This window comes from Pseudomonas sp. E1MeOHC2 (genome assembly GCF_058745025.1).
Genome location: NZ_CP196675.1, coordinates 4257602 through 4277081 on the forward strand (window position 1 = coordinate 4257602; position 19480 = coordinate 4277081).

The 19480-nt window shown below is 55.7% G+C and carries 15 protein-coding genes and 1 pseudogene; 2 read left to right on the plus strand and 14 right to left on the minus strand.

The annotated features are described in order from the left end of the window. Nucleotides 1-230 precede the first annotated feature (230 nt). The 7 genes from ACSSU5_RS19295 to ACSSU5_RS19325 form a co-directional block, all read right to left on the minus strand. On the minus strand, nt 231-1577 hold the full coding sequence (locus ACSSU5_RS19295) for an aspartate aminotransferase family protein (protein ID WP_264309434.1): 1347 nt from the start codon (nt 1575-1577) through the stop codon (nt 231-233). A 97-nt stretch (nt 1578-1674) separates the two neighbouring features. After that, on the minus strand, nt 1675-3084 hold the full coding sequence (locus tag ACSSU5_RS19300) for an APC family permease (protein ID WP_492559524.1): 1410 nt from the start codon (nt 3082-3084) through the stop codon (nt 1675-1677). A gap of 559 nt (nt 3085-3643) precedes the next feature. Next, a complete protein-coding gene (locus ACSSU5_RS19305; RefSeq protein WP_264309432.1) occupies nt 3644-4537 on the minus strand; it encodes a LysR family transcriptional regulator in 894 nt (297 codons plus the stop codon). A 179-nt stretch (nt 4538-4716) separates the two neighbouring features. Further along, the gene (locus ACSSU5_RS19310; protein WP_492559525.1) at nt 4717-5829 is read right to left on the minus strand and encodes a class II histone deacetylase; all 1113 of its coding nucleotides are present in this window, start codon (nt 5827-5829) and stop codon (nt 4717-4719) included. Between the two features lie 114 nt (nt 5830-5943). Beyond that, entirely contained in the window at nt 5944-6819 is an 876-nt protein-coding gene (locus tag ACSSU5_RS19315) for a transporter (RefSeq protein ID WP_264309430.1), read from the minus strand. Between the two features lie 223 nt (nt 6820-7042). Continuing rightward, nucleotides 7043-8215: an MFS transporter gene (locus tag ACSSU5_RS19320; protein WP_492559526.1), complete on the minus strand. Its 1173-nt coding sequence runs from the start codon at nt 8213-8215 to the stop codon at nt 7043-7045. 129 nt (nt 8216-8344) lie between these two features. Continuing rightward, the gene (locus ACSSU5_RS19325; protein ID WP_492559527.1) at nt 8345-9316 is read right to left on the minus strand and encodes a response regulator transcription factor; all 972 of its coding nucleotides are present in this window, start codon (nt 9314-9316) and stop codon (nt 8345-8347) included. Between the two features lie 1784 nt (nt 9317-11100). Between ACSSU5_RS19325 and ACSSU5_RS19330 the strand changes: the two are divergent. Beyond that, nucleotides 11101-11523: pseudogene (locus ACSSU5_RS19330) on the plus strand (HAMP domain-containing protein); the annotation flags it as partial. A 102-nt stretch (nt 11524-11625) separates the two neighbouring features. Continuing rightward, nucleotides 11626-12381, plus strand: a complete 756-nt coding sequence (locus ACSSU5_RS19335) for a methyl-accepting chemotaxis protein (protein ID WP_413470136.1) — start codon at nt 11626-11628, stop codon at nt 12379-12381. Between the two features lie 50 nt (nt 12382-12431). On the opposite strand, the gene ACSSU5_RS19340 is transcribed toward ACSSU5_RS19335, so the two are convergent. From ACSSU5_RS19340 to ACSSU5_RS19370, 7 genes are all read right to left on the minus strand, one after another. Next, nucleotides 12432-13898 (minus strand): aldehyde dehydrogenase family protein, encoded by a 1467-nt coding sequence (locus ACSSU5_RS19340; protein ID WP_492559528.1) that lies wholly within the window; start codon nt 13896-13898, stop codon nt 12432-12434. A 104-nt stretch (nt 13899-14002) separates the two neighbouring features. Beyond that, nucleotides 14003-15238, minus strand: coding sequence for a dienelactone hydrolase family protein (locus ACSSU5_RS19345; RefSeq protein WP_492559529.1), 1236 nt, complete (start codon nt 15236-15238; stop codon nt 14003-14005). 15 nt (nt 15239-15253) lie between these two features. Beyond that, nucleotides 15254-16054: an SDR family oxidoreductase gene (locus ACSSU5_RS19350; RefSeq protein WP_492559530.1), complete on the minus strand. Its 801-nt coding sequence runs from the start codon at nt 16052-16054 to the stop codon at nt 15254-15256. Beyond that, nucleotides 16051-16641 carry a cysteine hydrolase family protein gene (locus ACSSU5_RS19355; protein WP_264309423.1) on the minus strand — a complete coding sequence of 197 codons (591 nt, stop codon included), beginning with the start codon at nt 16639-16641 and terminating at the stop codon, nt 16051-16053. The genes ACSSU5_RS19350 and ACSSU5_RS19355 overlap by 4 nt, the downstream gene beginning before the upstream one ends. Further along, nucleotides 16641-17174 (minus strand): aromatic-ring-hydroxylating dioxygenase subunit beta, encoded by a 534-nt coding sequence (locus tag ACSSU5_RS19360; protein WP_492559531.1) that lies wholly within the window; start codon nt 17172-17174, stop codon nt 16641-16643. Before ACSSU5_RS19360 ends, ACSSU5_RS19355 begins: the two co-directional genes overlap by 1 nt. Then, the gene (locus ACSSU5_RS19365; RefSeq protein WP_492559532.1) at nt 17164-18510 is read right to left on the minus strand and encodes an aromatic ring-hydroxylating dioxygenase subunit alpha; all 1347 of its coding nucleotides are present in this window, start codon (nt 18508-18510) and stop codon (nt 17164-17166) included. Before ACSSU5_RS19365 ends, ACSSU5_RS19360 begins: the two co-directional genes overlap by 11 nt. Nucleotides 18511-18531: 21 nt before the next feature. Further along, complete coding sequence (locus ACSSU5_RS19370) at nt 18532-19476, minus strand: PDR/VanB family oxidoreductase (protein ID WP_492559533.1); 945 nt, start codon at nt 19474-19476, stop codon at nt 18532-18534. Nucleotides 19477-19480 lie beyond the last annotated feature (4 nt).

Consider the following 19480-nt stretch of genomic DNA (forward strand, 5'->3'; position numbering starts at 1 on the left):
GGTCGCTCTGCTTATAAGAGCGCTTTGAAGTAATGATGAGGCGTTTAATTGATGTGGGTATTTTCAGATGCCTCACAATGAACTTTGACATATGCGCGACACGCTAGACTGTCCTTCGGGTGCGTTCAGACACGCTTGCGCGTTCGGACACGTTTTCTTCCGGGGTTTTTCAACGCGTTGCACCCAAGTATTTCAAGGTGAGCCTGAGTGCAACGTTGACCCAGGCAGTATTACTCAGCGCTGTAGATAAGACGCACAACTTCCTTTGTCGTTTCGATGTAACCAACAACATCGTCTTCCGTCATCGGCAATGTCAGCCCGACCTGGCCTCTGTGCACCGGAAAGTATCCACGCGTGGCCATTTCCAAGGCGTAAATACCCATGTTGTTATCGTCAATCTTGTGCCAGTAATCACGATGCGTCGTGATGGTCTGGCCCAGCGCGTGGGTAAATGCAAAGGCGAACACCGAAAACGAACCAAAAATGCTGAAGGGGTAGCGGTGTTCTGCCGCCCAGGTATTGAGTTCGGTTTTGATTTTGTAAGCCATCTCGTTCAGCTTGGCATAGGCTTTCTGGTCCATGGCTTTCATGCAAGCAATGCCCGCAGCACAGGCCAATGGATGGCCATGGTGAGTGCCTGAAATCATGACCTGATTGTTTTCGAGAACCTGGAAGACTTCCCGGCTGCCACCGACTGCGCCAATGGGCAGACCACCGCCAATCATCTTGCCCAGGACCGTCAAGTCGGGCTTGATTTCGTACACGCTTTGCAGGCCGTTGTAGGCGGCGCGCAACGTGACCGTTTCATCGACGATGAGCAATATACCCAGCTCTTTGGTCAGTGCGCGGATTTTCTGTACAAAGGTTTTGTCCAGTTCGATGATCCCCCCCGCGCAGGCTTGAAGCTCCATGATGACGCAGGCAATGTCTTCCGAATTGCCACGAAGGATTTTCTCGCAGGCTTCGAAGTTGTTTTGAATCAACACAATGACATTGTCACTGACGTGATTGGGAATGCCGTCCGAATCCGGCAATGCCTTTGGATTGAAATCCGGGCCCGGGAAGTTATCTGGATTGGGGTGCGCCGAAATCGCAAGGTCATCAGTAAAACCATGATAGCCGCCCTCGAACTTGGCGATTTTTCGACGGCCTGTATAACCCCTGGCGATTCGCACAGCGCTCAGGCATGACTCGCTAGCCGAACACGAGAACTTAACCTGCTCGATGGATTCAATCCTGTCGCAAATCAGTTTGGCCAGCTCCAGCTCATGATCGCTAGGGTTGCCGAAAGAAAAACCGTTGGGCAGCATGTCGACAATTGCTTTGATGATGTCGGGATGGTTATGGCCCAACACGTTGGTTGAAAAGTTGTTGTTAAGGTCTAGCAGTTTTCTTCCGTCAATGGTGTGGATGTATTGTTTCTCACCTTTCTCCACGAAGATGGCATGCGGGCCGAAAGCGAATGTACGCCGGCTGAACCCCCCTGGAATAACATCTTTGCCTTTTGTGGTTTCTGCTTTTGACCGATAGAAGGCTTCTGAAAAATTTTTGATGGATTGTTGATAGTCAAGTTTCATGGTGACTCCCGCATTGAAATCAGACAACAGTCTGTGTAGCGTGCTGGCGTTTAACGGCGCCAGCACTTAGGTTAATCAAGAGGTAGGCCTGTGCATGTCATGCCGGGCTTTCATTGGGCATTGCCTGGTCTGCTTGCCATTTCCCGTTGATGATCCCGAGGATGGCTGCGACGGGCACCAGCCATGGCAAGAAGCTGACCATCTCGGATTGAGAGCCGCTCAATTCCTTGAAGTTGGTCAGTGCGAGCACCACCACAACAATCAGGCCGGCTCCTCCCACTACAGGCGCAACGAATCCTTGCCAGAAAAAGCCGACCTGTTTCTTTTTAAAGTAGGCAAGGACTGCAATGGCCCCCATGGCCTGCAAGACAAGGATCGCCAGCGTGCCAAGGGCAACCATCCACATGTAGAGATTGCTCATCGGGTCTGCGCCGGTCAGCATGAAGGCGAGCACGATGGCCAGAGAGACCAGGCTAACCGCCAAACTTGCGTAGTAAGGACTGCAGTGTTTTGGATGAACCCGGCCCAGCGACCGAAACAGGAATTTCGAGCGCGCCAGTGAGTAGAGATAGCGGCACAGCGCGTTGTGAAAGGAGAGCAGAACCGCAAACAGGCTGGTCACGGCCAGCACTTGCATCCACTCAGTGGACCACAGGCCGACATAGCGTGTGTTCATGTTGAAAACAAAGTTGACCAGATCACCTGTGGCTGCCGCTTGTATATCGCTGCCCGTGTAAGCGATGCCCAGACACCAGGTGGTCAGCGTGTAGAAAATGCCGATCAGCGCGATGGCGATGTAGGTTGCAATTGGGATCGTTCGGTTCGGGTTTTTAGCTTCTTCCCCGTAAATGGTGGTGGACTCGAAACCGACAAAACAGGCAAACGCGAACATCAGTGCAACGCCCAGTCCGGGTGTGCTGAAATCTTGCGGGATAAAGTTCGAGAAGGTCATGTCCGCTGACGGGGCTTTAAGCAAGACCGCGATATCGAACACAACAAGTATCAACACTTCCAGAATCATCAGGCAACCCAGAATTCTGGCGGATACGTTGACATCCAAGTAGCCAAATGCTGCGACGATGACAATGGCAAAAAACGCACTGATTTGCCAACTCACCTCAATGGCCAGGAAATTTTTTATCAAGTCTGAATTGAAGGCAGCAAAGGCGCCGTAGATCCCGCTGAGCATGCAGACATAAGCAAGGATCGCGATGCCGGACCCTGCGTATCCGGCTCGTTGGCCGATGCCCACTTCGACCAGTTTGGCAAATCCGCCCGCGCTGACGATGTAACGGCTCATAGCGGCAAAGCCGATGGCGAAAAGAATCAATATGACGGATGCGCACAAGTAAAGACTTGGCGCGCTTCGGCCGGCTATGACAAAGACTGCGGGTGAACCGCCGAGCGTGGCGCCAAGTGGCGCAGCCGCGGCGACCACAAAAAATACAATGTCGGATACTCCCAGAGAACCTGTTTTCAGGTGCTGCGTCTGTTCATGGTTTTGCATGTCTTTCTCCTGGCGAATGAGCGAGGACCTCAAGATCACTCGATCACTAGAAGTGTTCCTGAGTACGCCTTTTAAGTAGCGCTATTGCTTGACCTTAAAACGCTGGGCATGAACGACAGCAGGCACTCTATAGCGGGATATTTGAGTTCACTGCTACGATGCCTGACGCCAACTACCGGCGATGCCGGTCATCGTTCAGGTGACAGGATCAATAGGTAAAGTGCGTTCGGTAGTGGGTCTACGGCAGAAGGAAAGAATTTGGATTTTTTCATGTTTCGCTACCTATTATTTTTATTTGAGCGCCTGCGTGTGTTCGTCAATAGGTTCGGCATTCGACGCAACGTAAATCCTGAGTGCACCTTGCATCGACAGGGTGGGCGTCGCTAACGTTTCAGCACTTACACGGAGATTTTGTTAACTGGCAGGTTGAGTATGTGACTGCCTGAATAGGGGTTCAACGCACAAACCCTGATCGATCAATCACGAATTCAGATCAAAAAAACGCGGGTCAGGTCTGGTGCTGGCAGGGGCAACCAGAGGGTTGAAGACGCCTAACGCTTCAGGCAAGCGAGACGATGTTGAAGACCTGAGAGGCGCAGTACCGTAACGCTCTGATCCCGGGGCTGCGGTTGCCTTCAAGCGTGGCAAGCGACATCGTACTGTAGGAGGCGTCTTCAATCGGGACGTACCGAATGCCGGGATGGTTGTAAGCCTTGGTTAACGATGAGGGGAACGTATCGAACGCGCCTCCGTAGGCCACTGCGAAGATGACCTCGGAAATGGTTTTGACGTTGGCAGCCACCTCGCTCGGGCTGTTTCTGATGTCGGCAAAGCTCCAGTATGAAATCAGATCCGCAGGCGCGCCCTCGGCGGGAATCGCGAACGGTTTGTCGAGCAGGTCTGAGACCTTGAGTGACTGGGCGGTCGCAAGGTCGTGTGTAGAGGGCACTACGGCCACTCTCGGTTCCTTGAACAGCTCGATATATTCCAGCCTGTCGTCATACATTGGAATGCGCATCAACACCACATCAACATTGCCGCTCACCAAGGATTGAACCTGATTGGTCATTTGCAATTCGACAAACACCAACCGAACGTCCGGATTGAGTCGTTGGAAAAGTGCAAACATGGGGTGTGTGTATTCTGCTGCTTGATCGCTGAACAAACCGACTTTGAGAACGGCCCGTTTTTTGTCCGCCAGTGCTTTGCACGCCTCAATCGAGTGGTGCATATCCGCAATGATCACGCGCGCCTTATCTAGGAAAATCTCACCGGCTTGTGTAAGCGTCACCCGGCGATTGGCCCGCTCGAACAGTCGGAACCCCAGTTCACTTTCGAGTTTGGCGATCTGCGCGCTCAGTCCTGACTGCGCCATGTTTTCAATTTCTGCCGCTTTGCCGAAGTGCAGGGTTTCGGCCAGTCTGACCGCAAGCAGTAATTTCTTTGTGTCCATGGTCTGTGCTTCGCACCTATGGGAGTCGCTTGTTCTCCAAGCGAGAATCGCACCGGCACGTTACCCAGCGACTGCGCGTCGCTGAGTTCGTGGCGTTGGTTTGCAACGGGTGCCGCTCAGTCGGTACCGGTATCATCCGCTTTCGGGACTTGGCGACCGAGACTGGCGGCGCCGCCGGTTTACGCTAAAACAGCCTGCGCCAGTTGGTCTATCCATTGACGCTGAAAGGTCAACGTTACCTTCCTGGGTTGCTGCAACTCAATAGCCTCCAACATGGGGTCGTCGACTTCAGTGCGCACGCCTGACATCTCTTCAATCGTCGCCAGCCCACAAAACGGTACGTAGACTTCGGCATAACCCCCCTCATGCACCAGGACCATCCGGCCATCGCATAGGTGCTCGGCGGCTTGACGGACTGCTCGGGTCATCAGGCGGAACGATTCACTGTGCAGCAACATGCGCGCCATGGGATCGACAGCGCTGGCGTCGAAGCCGCAGGCAACGATGATCAGCTCGGGCTTGAAGCGCTCCAGAGCCGGGAGAACGATGCGTTCCATCGCGTGCATGTAAGCGCCGTGACCACTGCCCGCTGGCAGGGGAATGTTGATGTTCGCTCCCAAACCTTCTCCAAGACCGCGATCCTCCTCGCCGCTGTACCCATGCGGGAAGCAGCCGTCTTGATGCAGTGAAATGGTCAGCACGTCACCACGGTTTTCGAAAATCGATTGGGTGCCATTACCGTGGTGCACGTCCCAGTCGATCACAGCCACTCTGCCCAATCCTCGGTGAGCCTTTGCAGCCTCGATGGCGATGGCGATATTGGCCAAAAAGCAAACGCCCATGTCGCCATCCGCGAGAGCATGATGCCCCGGTGGTCGCGACAGCGAGTAGGCGTTGTCCACCTCGCCGCTCAGCACGGCGTCCACCGCAGCCATTGCCAAGCCGGCGGAAAGTTTAGCGATTTCGTAACTCCCCGGCCCGATAGGCGCTTCAGGTCCAAGGTAGCCGCCACCGGCGTCGCTCATGGCTTTGAAGCGCTGCAGATACTCGGCGGTATGGACCCGTAACAGATCCTCCTCACTGGCCGGGGCTGCACTGCGCTGGAGCAAGTGCTGGCCGAGCCCGGACACATCCACCAGGCTTTTCAGGCGCCGCTTGCTTTCCGGCGATTCGGCATGAGCAGTGCTTGCCGATGGCTGAATCCAGCCGCCAACAGGCACACACAGAACATGAGCGCTCTGAGTGTGCCAAAAGCTCAATTCATCAGAAAAAAACGCGGTATTTCGTTTCATCGGACTCTCCAGTTAAACGAGGCAAAAGTGAGTGAATCAATGCGTGGATATCAATGAAGTCAGTGCAGGAAGTCGCGTGTTCGAGTGCTCATGCCCGCACTTCAGGACGCTGATTCAAAACACATGAACCAGACGTAACAGGCCTTCGGTGCCCGCGTAGTTGTTGGTTGCCGCCACATTTTGCGAAAGGCTGAACATCACCTGGTTCTGCCGGTCGAGCCAGTGCCCGACTTCAAAACCGACCTGGGTGTAGCGCCTGTGGGTGCCGTCGATGCGCTGATTGTTGATGCGCAACTCGCCGCCATCGGCCTGTATCAGCCGAACCGCGCCATAGGTGCTCTGGGTGAAGTCATAGGATGCGAAGGCTTGCAGGCGATACAGCGGACGCTGTTCAAGATCACTGCCGTAGTAGTCGTCATTCTTGCCGTAGATCTGGGCTTCGAGGTTGGCTTCCAATACCCACTTTTCACCAACGCCTTGGGTGTAGTTGTAAAGGAAGGTGGTCCCCCACCGATTGGCGCCGGGCGAAACATCCGGGTTCTGGCTGTGGTACTCGCCCACAGGCAAAGTGATCAACGTCAGCAGGCCGCTGTAAGTCCGGGAAGCCGGATCGTTGATGAAAAACAACGTGCCACCAAACTGTGGATCGCCAAAACCCCTTTCGCTTGTATGGTCGCTGGCGCCTGGCAAGCGCGCATTGATATCAACGAACGGAAGAATGAATTGCGGAGTGCACAACATGCCGCAGGCGTCGGTGTATAGCACCTGGCGATAGACCACGGCGTTGATGTTCAGATCGGCCTTGCCGGTGCTGTCAGCCTTACCATGGAACTCATTGTTGCGGATGGCAGGAAAATACAGCGCGCTCAGCATCGTGCCAGACGGCGCGCCGAAGAAATCCCGGGCGTTGAGTTCAGCAGCCTGGCTGTCCAGGCAGAGCAGGGCGCCTCCTAAAACCAGGGTCAGGTTGCGCAAGCTTTTGTGCTTCATATAAAGGCCTCTCGTGTTTTAGTTGTTGTTTCGGTGATGGCATCGCCTGTACTCGGCAGTTGAAAAATGGGCAATACGCGCCCGTGACCGTCAGAGCGACAGCACAAAAAGAACGTGAAGAAAGAGAAGGAGTCAGTCGGGAGGCGCGTGCCGCACGGTATGGAGCGATGAACCCGGGTCGCGAGCGATTTCGTTATCGGTCAGGCCCGTGTCATGGGCAGAATCACGCATTATCCTGACCTTTTTTCGAGCGGCTGATGAGAATCAGCGCAAGCGAAAACAGCGTCAGAACGGTCGCGCTGACGAGCGTCGAGTAGTAACCGCCACTGTTTTGTATCAGATGTCCGGCAATGCCTGGACCAATGGCAACGGCACTGGCGATCACCAGGTTGGCTGCGTTCATCAAGCTACCGCTGGGTGCCAGTTCGTTGATGCGGGCAAGTAGCAGTGGCACGACGAATGTCCAGGTGAACTTGAATGCGAGGGCTGCGATGGTGAAGCGGAGCAGGTCGGGTTGCCCCTGCAACATCAAAACCGCTGCGGCCATTACTGCATAGCCGATGATCAGCAACAACGATCGCGGTAACCGGTCGCCGATCACTGCGGCACAGCCGGCGCCAATGATGCCCATCACGGTGGCGATGGCCAGAATTTCTCCGGTGTCCTGAGCGTTGAGCGAAGCCGAAGAGCCGATCGAGCCAATGAACGTCCATACGCCGCTCAAGCTGAGGTAGAAACAGAAAATGGCCAGCAACCCCAGGGTGACCTTGCTTTTGTTCAATTCGGGAGTGGAGATTATCTTGGTGCTGGAAATGCTGGCAGGGAAGGCGCGTACCAGAGGCAATACCACCGCCATCAAAGCAGCCAGAGCGATGTAACACGCCGCCAGGCCATAGTGCTGGAACAGTATTGGAAGAACCTGCAAGCCAATAGCGCCCACCATCAGCTGACCCAGCAACCAGAGCCCGTAGACCCTGTTCGCATTGGGCAGTGAAGCCGCGGTGGACATGCATATGATCATCAACGAGCCACCGCCGAGTGCGGTGAAGAATCGCAATGCCATCAATGTGTTGTAATCCGCGATGACTGCGGAAATTAGATTACCGATGATGAACACCAGGCCTGAAATGAAAGCGGCTTTGCGCAAGTCAACGCGCTTGAGCCACCAAAATGCGGGCACCCCGGCAAGGCCCATGGCCCCCAGTTCTGCCATGAAGAGGTTGCCAATCTGGGCTGGATTCAGACCCCACTGACTGGCAAGTTGCGCGGCCACTGCAGGGGCGGTCAGCAGTATGGACGGTGTGAGGGCCGCAACCAGGACGATAGCGGCCAGCAGAGACCAGTGGCGGGTATGAGTGGTTTGCTGTGGGTGCACGGTGTTGATTGAAGAGGTCATGAAGCTGCTCCGGGACAAGTTTTTGTTTAGGCGATTGGATCGCCTGTATGCAGCGGTTAAAAAATGGGCAATACGCGCCCGTGGCCGTCAAAGTGACAGCACAAAAAGAAGCTGAATAAAGAGAGGTGATCAGTCAGGAGGGGCATGTAACAAGTGCGCGATGCGCGCCTTGTCCTTTACCCCGAGCTTGCCGTAGATGGCCCGAATATGGTGGCGCACGGTATTGGGTGATAAACCTAGATCCCGGGCGATTTCTTTATAGGTCCTGCCTTCGCCAAACCCTTGGGCGACGTCGTTTTCTCTGGGGCTGAGCTGAGGAAGCCCACGGTTGATTCGCGCAGCCAGCAGGAACTGGTTGCCCACGGGCAACGCTTCGATATGCACCAGCTTACCTACATGGCCACACTCATCCAGCGTAACGGGGAGGGTGGGGCCGCTCCAACGCGGCCATTCCTTGAGTAGCAGGTCGACGAATCCGCCTTCGGCACATTGCAATACCCCGCGCGGGTCACACACTGCCAGGGCCAGGTTGCGCGGGCTGGTCAAGGTCTCGCGCATGGCCACTAAAGTGCGGATCTGATTTGCCGACACGGCGGCTACCAGATGCAACATCAAGTTGTTGAGGATTTGGCAGTCCAGTTCGTTGAACCGAGGTGCGTTGGGGCTGCGGTAAAGGGCAAGGTGATCGCTGAGATTGGTTTGTGGGTCAACGTACACCACGCACATCCATTGACCAATGCCATAGCGCTCGCCCAGCCAGTTTAGGCCCGGGCCATTGGAGGGATCGCGCATGTCCACAATCACGGCCTGACCTGGCGTCTTGTGGACCCGTTCCACTGTCACGTCGAGGTGGCGGATAGAATGCCAATCCGACAGGTAGCTCGGTGGCAAGTTGTAGAAATGGGGGCTGTGCTCTTCCGGCAAACCATCGATCATCGCTGCGCGCCCCCACCATGCGCTGTCGAAAGCAATCAGTTGGCTGATCCGTTCCAGGGCGCGTTGGTGGAAGTGCTCTATATCCTCGTGCTGCGCCAGGCGCTGAAAATCCAGAGTCAGGCTGCTGAAAGCCTGCAACAGGCCAACGTGTTCATCGCGGTTCATGGGGATTCCTCTGTGGGACGTTCTTATTATTTTTCGTCACAGGTTATTCAGGCCGGGTATTCGATGAACGGGGCAGGGCCTGATCGGATTATGGTCGCCAGAATGGGCGAATTACCATCCTACAGATGCAGGATGTGGCGCCAGCGCTTCATGTTCGGAGCGTACATCGACATTTCGTTTTTCACACACGGCGTATTCCAGATCGTCCTCCTGGAGCCGCACGATCAGACGCTGTGCCAGACGCCCTTGAAGCGAAGCATGCACCTTTATGGCGCTAAACGAACCGAATGCAATTCGTTTGATGAACTCATTAACTTTTGCAATATTTGCAGTATCCGAAAAGTTTAGATATCGCAGACATAAAGTCTGGTAGAGGCTTGGCAAATGATTGCGTCAGTCACACCTGTTGCTGCTCCAATAAAGCACGTTCCATAAAATGGCTATTGTTTATATGTGTAACAAGACAAGCCAGACTGACTATAAGGACTAGATTCAACTACAAAGTGGATAGACAGAGATGGTGGGGTCATATTGAATCGGTGTGCGATAAGAAGAAGTTGTGTTGTTGAATTTATTGGCAGGCGTTGTCGCTTCGAACAGTTCTCATCTGAATCATTCAAGGGTTTGGGTTGCACGCCTGAGACGTGTGCAACCCGTTCTCGCGTATGCCTATGGGTGACTGTTCTCGTTTCAATGTATCAAGTCTCTTATGTTCACTTGCAGGCCGTCTCGACGTGTGGTCCAAAGTGTCATGAGAGCACGCTTCTGCCGGATAAAAATGCGGAGAGCGGTGGTACTCGGTCGGTAATAACGACAGAAACCTCTGCGCACAGTTGATCCTCACCACGATGTTCTGATCTTCGGCGGGTGGCGAGCGCCACCCGCCTCCTCCTAACGCCAACTGACAGAAGGGCGTGCCCATGCGCATCAGTTCTATGACTATAAAAAGCAAAATCACATTGCTCGCCAGCCTCTGTTTGATAGCCGTCGTAGCTTTATTGGTCAGCCTGTCCCTCTACCGTAGTGATCTCAGCACGGCAGATGTCATGGCGTCGAGCAGCCAGATGCTGGCCGAGGCCGCAGAGCAAAAATTGCAGGCCGAGGGCAAGTTTCAGGCGTTGCAGATCCAGAAGTCGTTCATGCGCACCTATGAGTATGGCGAGGGGGTCGCGCGTTTTCTGCTCGACCTGCGAGAGCGCGCAGCCCGAGGAGAGATAACGCACAGTGCGTTACGCACCCAGCTCTCCGCGGTCCTGCGCACGTCTCTGGAAAAAAGGCCCGAGTTGCACGGGCTGTTTGTCATTTTCGAGCCTAATGCACTGGACGGCCACGATATTGATTTTGTCGGCCAAGAGGCAATGGGCAGCAACGAACTGGGCCGTTTTGCGCAGTATTGGGTCCATCAAAAAAACGGCACGCTGCAGGCGATGCTGGGGGACGAAAAACTGCTCGCCGACATTTCGCCTGGCCCCGGTAGCAGCCCGTTCAATACGTTCTTCACCTGTTCTCGTGTCAGCCACAAGTTATGTGTGCTGGACCCTTACTTCGACGGCACTACAGACGATCGAGAGTTGGTCACCAGCATCACTTTTCCGCTGATCGAGAACGGCCACATCATCGCAGTACTCGGCTTGGATGTGAGCCTCAACAGTTTGCAGAGAAATGCGGTGGCCGATAGCCGTAAGCTGTATGGCGGGGAAGGCCAAATCAGCATCCTCAGTCCGTCGGGGCTGATCGCGGGCAACAGTCAGGACGCGAGCAAGCTGGGTAACGCGTTGCAACAGATGCAACCTGACAAGGCTCAGGAGATTCTCCAGAGGCTGGGTCAGACCCAGTCCCACACATTCAAGGACAGTCGGCATATCACAGTGCTCGAACCGTTGGAGCCGATTGCAGGCAGCAAGGCGTGGGGGGTGTTGCTGAGTGTGCCGCAAAAAGTGCTTCTGGCCCCCGTCGATGTGTTGCGAGCGGAACTGGACGCCGCACGTTTGCGCGGTTCTGTGCTGGAACTCGGATCAGGCACCCTGGCCGCTGTCTTCGGGATACTTTTGATCTGGCTGACCGCACGTGGCGTGACCCGGCCCTTGCTCAGTCTGGCCGCCATGCTTGAAGACATCGCTGAGGGTGAGGGCGATCTGACCCGTCGACTGAGCTATTCGCGCCGTGATGAGTTAGGGCGCCTGGCCCATGCGTTTAATCGCTTTCTCGACAAGTTGCAGCCCGTCATCGCACAAGTTCAGGGCTCGGTACAGGACGCTCGCCAGACCGCCGATCAGTCAGCGCAGATCGCTCGACTGACCAGTGAAGGGATGCAGCAGCAGTTCGGCAGGATCGACCAGGTCGCGACCGCTCTGCATGAGATGTCCGCTGCGGCGAGTGCGTCCGCGAATAGTGCAGCCCAGGCCTGCGAGGCGGCGGGGTATGCCGATCAGGCCAGCAAGCAGGGCCTGGAAGTGATCTTCCAGACCACAACTGCGATCGATGCCTTGGCTGAGGATCTGAATCTGGCGATGCAGAAATTGGAGAATCTGGCAAAGAGCAGCGACCAGATCGGCTCGGTGCTCGAAGTGATTTGCGCCATCGCCGGGCAGACCAATCTGCTAGCCCTCAACGCGGCCATCGAGGCTGCGCGTGCCGGTGAAGCGGGGCGCGGTTTTGCCGTTGTCGCCGATGAGGTCCGCAACCTCGCACGCCGCACCCAGGACTCTGTCGAAGAAATCCGTCAGGTGATCGAAAACCTGCAATCGGGAACCCGTGATGTCAGTCAGGCCATGCACAGCAGTCATGACCTTGCGCAGCACAATGTGGTTCAAGCCCAACAAGCCGCAAACGCGCTGGAGCGTATCGGTGAGGCGGTCATTCTCATCACTGAAATGAACCTGCAGATCGCCAGCGCCGCTGAAGAACAAAGCAGTGTAGCGGCGGAGATCAATCGCAACGTCGAGGCGATTCGTGACGTGACCGAGTCACTGTCAGGGCAGGCACAGCAGTCGGCACAAGTGAGTGAACAGCTCAATGAGCTGGCCGATTATCAAGGTGGGGTCATGCAGCAATTCAGGGTCTGATGGATCAACGCCCCACCAATGGCTGATGGGGCGTTGAAAACTGTCCGGTATCAAATAGGGAATGCCCGCTCGCCCAGTTGGAGCGTGACCCATTTGAGTTCGGTCATGTCATGCACGGAGTATCGACCGTTCTCCTTGCCATAACCGCTGTCCTTGAAGCCACCGAAAGGGGCATTGGGATCGTCGTCAAACGAGTTGTCGTTGATGTGAACCGACCCCGCTTCTATGCGCAGCGCGAAGTCGAACGCCTTCTGCAAGTCGTTGGTCACGATGCCCGATGAAAGACCATAGGACGTATCGTTCGCCAGCTCGACCGCGTGTTCGTAATCCCTGGCTTTGTAGATGGACACCAGAGGACCGAAGGTTTCCTCGTTGTAGACATTCATTGTCGGGGTGACATCCGTGAGCACCGAGGGCTGGAAAACATTGCCTTGGTAATCGCCGCCGGTCAAAAGCTTCGCGCCTTTGCTCAGCGCGTCGTCGATCTGGCCACGTATGAATTCGCACTGGCGAGGGTTGATGAGCGGCCCAACGATGGTCGAGACATCCGTTGGATCGCCGGTGCGGATGCCACGAACTTTCTCGGCGAACGCCGTGCAAAAACGGTCATACAAAGGTGCTTCGACGATGATGCGCGAGTTGGCCATGCAGACCTGGCCCTGGTTGAAGAAAATGCCAAAGGCTGCCGCACGCACGGCGTATTCCAGATCAGCGTCCTGAAGCACCACGATCGGGCTCTTGCCGCCCAACTCCAGCACGATGCGCTTCTGGAATTTCCCAGCAAGTTCGGACAGGTATTGCCCGACTTTCGCTGAGCCGGTGAACGTGACCATCTTGACGCGTTTATCGGAAAAGAACTTATCCCCGAGCGCTTCGTTGGTGGTAGGCAGCACGTTGAACACGCCGGGTGGTACACCTGCTTCTTCCAGAATTTCGGCGAACAGAAGCCCGATGAGTGGCGTCTGCGGAGCCGGTTTGAGCAGGAAGGCGTTACCGGCTGCCAATGCCGGGGCGAGCTTTTTCCCGTTCAACAGCAGTGGAGCGTTGAACGGGCCTACGCCTGCGATGACGCCGAGCGGCTGACGGAAAGACATCGAGATGCGGCCAGGTGCGTCTGCCGGCATCGTTTCCCCACGAACATCACGCGCCTGGCCGGCAGCGATGCGGAAGGTACTGATCATGTAATCGCATTCGAACATGGCCTTGCCGAAGACATTGCCGCCTTCTTCGATGAGGATTTTTGCGATGTCGCTACGGCGCCGTTCAATGATGTCTGCCGCACGGCACAGAATGGCTTCACGCTCTTTGGCGAGCGTTTTGCCCCAGGCTTTCTGAGCTTCTTGCGCGACGGCAATCGCAGCGTCGATGTCGGCAGCCGTTGCCAGCTTGACGCGCGCAATCGCTGACTGGTTGTAGGGGTTAAGTACGATCTGCTCGGGTTGATTGTCGCTTTCCCAAGACTTGCCATTGATGTACGGGTAGTAGGTTTTCAGGTTGCTCGTGGTCAAGTCACTCATTGCACGCTACCTATGTTTTTAAAGTGCCTGTTTTTAATGCCGGGCATAAGCCACGGTGTTCTTGTTATCAAGGTCGATGAGGCGGCGGAGCGTAACCGGTCAGGTCAGACCGGTTCGCTGTTCTTCCAGTTGTTCATCATCGTGTTGGAAGGAAGCGTTTCGTCGAGCAGCTTCTGAGCGGTAACGACGCCGGCGACAGGCAGCCCCTCAGGGTTCAACAGACCGACCTGAACCAGTATGCTGGCCTGGTCCCAGTAGATGTGTTCGTGGTAGAGCTTGTCACCACGAAATCTCACGACGCCCAGCATGGGTATCTCAACATATTTGCCGGTCGGGGCGACGTTCGGGAGCAGCCAGTCGATTTCGGTGGTGTGGGTAAAACTCATGATGAATTCATCGACAATCTGAAGGGCACCCACCGTGCGCGAGAGCGGAGTGAGCTTCATGTCAGGTGGATTGCCGTGAACGAAGTGATGTTGATAGAAGCGGCTGAGCTGCTTGCTTCCGACGCCCCCGGTCATGGTCGGGATGTGATTGACATAGGGTTCAGCGACCATCGTGGCCATTGTCGCGGGGACGTCGCGGGTTTCGAACTCGTGCTTGACGTGCTCGTCCCACAGGTCTGAAAGATTGAAATGCGGACCGATCTCGCGCTTCAAGGCCGCAATGGTTCGCTCGTGAGCCATCAGTGCAGCGGGCTTGTCGAAGTGGTTGCTTCCGGCCCTGGCGAACGCATGACCGACACCGGGGTAGACGTACATCTCGGCGCTGGTGTTGCCTTTCAGGGCGGCCGAGATCTGATCACGCGCGTTCACATCACAGTAATCATCGTTTTCAGCGAAGTGCAGCACGAGACGACCTTCGATCTGGGCGACCTCATCCAGATAGTTTTCAATCCCCATGCCGTAGTAGCCCACGGAGCAGGCAGCGTTGGTCCGTGTTGCCGTCAGGTAGGCCAGCTTTCCGCCCATGCAGAACCCGACGTAGCCCAGGCCGTTACCTTTGACCTGACTCATCGTTTCGAGCCGGGCGAAGCAGGCGGCGATATCGTTGACGGCCAGGTCCACGTCCATGCGCTGGAACAGGTCGATGGCTTTCGCGAAGTCTTCCTGGGTGTAGCCTAGGTCCACGTTCCGCTCCATTCTCCAGAACAGATCAGGGACCAGAACGACGTAGCCTTCTTCTGCATAGTGGTCTGCGACGGCGCGCATGTTTGCGTTGATGCCGAAGATCTCCTGCCCCATCACCAGACCGGGGCCGCTGCCACTCGCTGGAACCGCCAGGTATGCGCGAAATGTCTGCGCGTTGTCCCGCGTTTGAACATCGATAAATTCGCCCATTGTTTATTCCTCTTGTTAGGCTGATTTGGAATCGGTATGACGCTGGAACCAGACACGCGGAGAAAGCCCCCTATCAGGGCCGAGAATCGAGAAGCCGCCGTCGACCGGGACATCGACACCCGTCATCCAGGAAGCGCCGACCGAGCATAGAAACGCCACCACATTGCCAACTTCATCTCCACGGCCTACGCGCCCGAGCGGATGGAACTCGGCACCGACCTTGTCTGCCAGCGTGATATCGTTATCTGTCAGCAGGGCGACACTGGGTGACCATGTCCAGGCAGGCGAGACGCTGAGCACACGAATCCCCAGGTCGGCCAGGCTGACGGCGAAGTTTTTCGTCAGCTGTAACATGGCTGCTTTGGACGCTGGGTAAAGCGCTCTTCCGGCTGCCCCGAACTTCCCGCCGGTGCTGGTGATATTGATGATCGTGCTACCTGGCGGGAGCAGAGGCGCCACTTTCTGAACGAACATGGCGGCGGACACAACGTTGACATTTAGGCTCTTGTGCCACGCCTCACGCGTGGACTGGAGACCTTGATCGTCGTAGATGCAGGCGTTGTTGACCAGAATGTCTATCTTTCCGAACAGGCGGAGCGTGTTGTCGATGCAGGCATCGATGTCCTCGTCGTTTTCGACGTCACATTGGGTAAACGCAGCCAATGGACCGAGTGATTCGGCAAGTTGGCGACCCGCGACGCCGCTGCGACCGACAAGCATGACTTCCGCACCCTGGGCAATCATGACCCGGGCGATATCGAGTCCCAGCCCTTGTGTGCTGCCCGTTACGATTGCGACTTTGCCTTCAAGGCTCATTTCATGACCTCTGTCAGTTCAGCGACGCGTGTGATGGTGGCGATCAGTGCCATGCTCTTTAACGAGGCCTGATGAGCGTCTGGGTCAGCGGCCGAGCAAGCGTCGCTCGGCACAATGACGTTGAAGCCGCAGTCGACGGCGTGCCGGACAGTGCTTTCCACAACAGAGTGTGTGGCGACACCTGCGATGATCAGCGTCCGAGCATTCAACGCGTGCAACAGCACTTCGGCATGGGTGCCATGGAGGGCACTGATGCGCTTGTGGGTGATCACATATTCCTTGCCATTCTCAAAAGGGGCGAGAGCATCGTAAAACTCGGCGCCCCACGCCCCTTCGATGACGGCGCCTATGCGTTTGACGTTTTCCAGAATGGGCGCGTTGGCAATCAGGTCGGAATAATTCCCCCGGTAGGCAACGCGTACATGAATGATCGGCCAGTCGTTCTTGCGGGCCGCACGAAGTAACGCGCTCGCTGCTTTGATCAGCCGGTCTCTGTCTTCGCAATCATCCAGGCCGACCTTGATGCGCCCATCATCATGAAGTACGTCATTTTGATAATGGAGCGCCATGACCACTGGCCGGTCCATCAGATGAATACCTCTAGGTTAGCGAACACGTCATTGCAGTTCACCAGGTCGACTCGCTTGAGTTTGATTTTCCAGCCTTCATCCTTATTGCCCATCAGTTTGTAGGTGTAACGTCCCGCGAGTTGGCGTTGATCCAGGCGCCATTCGGTGGCTTGGAAACTCGCACTGACGACCAGAGCCTGATCTTCATCCCGCCCTTCAATGCACACATTCCCCACCAGATGTGCCGTTTGAGTTTGCGGCTGCTGAGACCAGTTACGCGCATTCTCGACCCGACGAATACGGGTTTCCCGAAGCATGCGGTTTTCCCAAAACAGCGAAATATGGTCGAAGGGATTTTCCTGATGGTGTTTATGAGGCACCCAGTACATGCCGTCATCGGTGAACAATTTGTCCCACTCCCAGAAACGCCAGGAATCCAGCAGCCGAGCTTCCTTGTAAATGAATTGTTCGATAGACCGCACGGAGGCTTCATCAACGATGATCGACGTCAGTTGGGTGGTGTTCACATTGAATGTGCGATCAAGCAACATGGTTGTTCTCCTTATAGTTGCTCTCCTTGGCGATGAGGGTTCCGGTCATGAACTTTTTCCACGCGGCAAACTGATTGCGCATCGGAAGTTCGCTGGTTCCGTTGATGGAGACTGCGCCGTCTTCAAGGAGGGTGTCGGTGCCGGCGTAGCGATGCATGCTGATCCAGTCTCCGCCGCGAGTCATGTTCCCTTCCTGGCAACGGGCATACACTTCCACATCGTCAGGCATCACATTCGAGGACGGCGAGTTAATGACGTTGGCGTAGGTCAGTGCGCGATCAAAGACCACATCGGGTGCGCCCTTGCATCGGAACGTCTGAATTTCGACCATGGTTTTATTCACCGACAACGGCCGGATCACCCGGAACTGCATGAACACGGTGTGCGGAGAACCGCTGCCGTAGATCACGGTGTTATGCCGGTTCATGCCCATGATTTCGCGAGCACGATCAGCGCCGTACGCTTCGCTCAGGCATTCGAAATGTGCGCGTGACACTTCGTCCCGCTCTGCCGCACCCGGATCGAAGATCGCCTCCATGTAGCCGTGGCCGTTGTGATAGGCCCTCAGTTCCAGCTTTTCCCAGAAATCGTAGGGCTCGCCGTTGCCGTCCATGATTAACAGTTCGAACGGCATTTCCCCGATGGCCTCTGCTTCACCGCGAGCGGCATCCACAGACGATTCATGCGTGACTCGGGCGTGCATGGTGTCGTGGAGATTTTCGTAGAAAACCTTCCAGTTGGAACGTTGCTGGACGCGGAATATGCCGCCAGCCACTTCAAGTTCACCGACCGGTGAGCGATCACACATGTTATCTATCGAACTGACCACACCACCGAGAAAGGTTTTCAGATCTTCCCCGTAAGAGGCCTGGCTGGCGAAAACAAACCCCCTGTAACTGTCGACACGCGCCACGCTCACCATGGAAAAGTCAGGGTGCTTGGGGTCGTAACAAGTGCCTTCGAAGCCACTCTTCAAGGGCGCGGACAAATGCTTGCCGTCGAGCTTGAATGTCCAGGCGTGATAGGGGCACCGGAAAAACTTGCCTACGTTACCGTCGCCGTCTGCGACGAGTTTTGCGCCTTTGTGAGGGCAACGGTTGTAATGCACGTTTATCTTGCCGTCGGCCGCACGAACCATGACGACATCCTGATCACCAATTCGGGTGGTGTGGTAGTCACCCGGGTTCTTGACCTGACTTTCATGACCTACGTAAATCCACGCATGGCCGTAGATGCGCTCCATCTCGAGTTTGAACAAGACAGGGTCGGTGTAAACACTCTTGTGCACGCTGTCGTCCCGGACCAGGTCCGAGATTTGTTCGTTAGTCGGAATCATCACTTTCTCTCCTGATAGTTATTAGAGTTCTAGGACCAGTTTTTGAGAACGGGCACGAGATACGCACGTACAAAATGCTCCGTCGGCGTGCTCACGTGCCGAGAGACAAATATCGCGATGGTCGGCCTCGCCTGAAATCACCTGAGTGACGCAAACGCCGCAGTCGCCTCTACGGCAATCGAAGAGCGGGTCCAGGCCCGCATCGATCATTGCGTCAAGCAGGGTTTGGTCAGGTGCGACTTGAAGTGATACGCCGCTAACGGTCAGTTCGACTTCAAATCCTTGATCGCCTTCTTCCTGAAGGGCTCCCGAGAACAACTCGTAATGAAGCTGTTCTTCCGGCCATCCCGACTCGCGCGCGACTTGAAGCACCGATGTGATCATCGCGTTCGGCCCGCAGATGTATAAGTGCGCCCCCTCGGTGGGGTGAGCCAGCACGGTAGCGGCGGGAAAGCGCTTGCTGCTGTCACCCCCACTGATCCAGCAATGGCTATCGCCAAAACACTGCACTTCTTCGAGGTAGGCCATGTGCGCGGCATCGCGGCCAGCGTAGTGCAACGTGAAGTTCTGGTTCGATTGCGCCAGAGCGCGAGCCATACTCAGCATGGGCGTAATACCGATGCCGCCAGCAATCAAGAGAGAGTGCTTTGCGTCACTGACCAGTGGAAAGTGATTGCGAGGCCGTTCGACCTCAACCACTTGCCCAATGGTCAAATCATGGACCCACTTTGAACCGCCTGTGCTCTGCTCATCCAGCTGCACAGCGATCTCGTAATGATCTTCGGCAGACGCGTTAACGATCGAATAGGCCCGCTTTTGTTTCTTTTCACCTGGAATATGCAATTCCAGATGAGCGCCGGGCGTGAAGGTGGGCAAGGATGATTGATCAGGTGCGGCCAGTACCAACCGACGTATACGCGGGGTCAGACGCTCCAGATCTTTGATAATCAACGATAAGGTAGACATAGAT

Bases quoted from the DNA above. Each gene is read 5' to 3' on its own strand.
- ACSSU5_RS19310 (WP_492559525.1), bottom strand. From the start codon at position 5,829: ATGAAACGAAATACCGCGTTTTTTTCTGATGAATTGAGCTTTTGGCAC.
- ACSSU5_RS19295 (WP_264309434.1), bottom strand. From the start codon at position 1,577: ATGAAACTTGACTATCAACAATCCATCAAAAATTTTTCAGAAGCCTTC.
- ACSSU5_RS19365 (WP_492559532.1), bottom strand. From the start codon at position 18,510: ATGATTCCGACTAACGAACAAATCTCGGACCTGGTCCGGGACGACAGC.
- ACSSU5_RS19355 (WP_264309423.1), bottom strand. From the start codon at position 16,641: ATGGACCGGCCAGTGGTCATGGCGCTCCATTATCAAAATGACGTACTT.
- ACSSU5_RS19360 (WP_492559531.1), bottom strand. From the start codon at position 17,174: ATGTTGCTTGATCGCACATTCAATGTGAACACCACCCAACTGACGTCG.
- ACSSU5_RS19335 (WP_413470136.1), top strand. From the start codon at position 11,626: ATGCAGCAGCAGTTCGGCAGGATCGACCAGGTCGCGACCGCTCTGCAT.
- ACSSU5_RS19350 (WP_492559530.1), bottom strand. From the start codon at position 16,054: ATGAGCCTTGAAGGCAAAGTCGCAATCGTAACGGGCAGCACACAAGGG.
- ACSSU5_RS19325 (WP_492559527.1), bottom strand. From the start codon at position 9,316: ATGAACCGCGATGAACACGTTGGCCTGTTGCAGGCTTTCAGCAGCCTG.
- ACSSU5_RS19300 (WP_492559524.1), bottom strand. From the start codon at position 3,084: ATGCAAAACCATGAACAGACGCAGCACCTGAAAACAGGTTCTCTGGGA.
- ACSSU5_RS19305 (WP_264309432.1), bottom strand. From the start codon at position 4,537: ATGGACACAAAGAAATTACTGCTTGCGGTCAGACTGGCCGAAACCCTG.
- ACSSU5_RS19370 (WP_492559533.1), bottom strand. From the start codon at position 19,476: ATGTCTACCTTATCGTTGATTATCAAAGATCTGGAGCGTCTGACCCCG.
- ACSSU5_RS19345 (WP_492559529.1), bottom strand. From the start codon at position 15,238: ATGGGCGAATTTATCGATGTTCAAACGCGGGACAACGCGCAGACATTT.
- ACSSU5_RS19320 (WP_492559526.1), bottom strand. From the start codon at position 8,215: ATGACCTCTTCAATCAACACCGTGCACCCACAGCAAACCACTCATACC.
- ACSSU5_RS19340 (WP_492559528.1), bottom strand. From the start codon at position 13,898: ATGAGTGACTTGACCACGAGCAACCTGAAAACCTACTACCCGTACATC.
- ACSSU5_RS19315 (WP_264309430.1), bottom strand. From the start codon at position 6,819: ATGAAGCACAAAAGCTTGCGCAACCTGACCCTGGTTTTAGGAGGCGCC.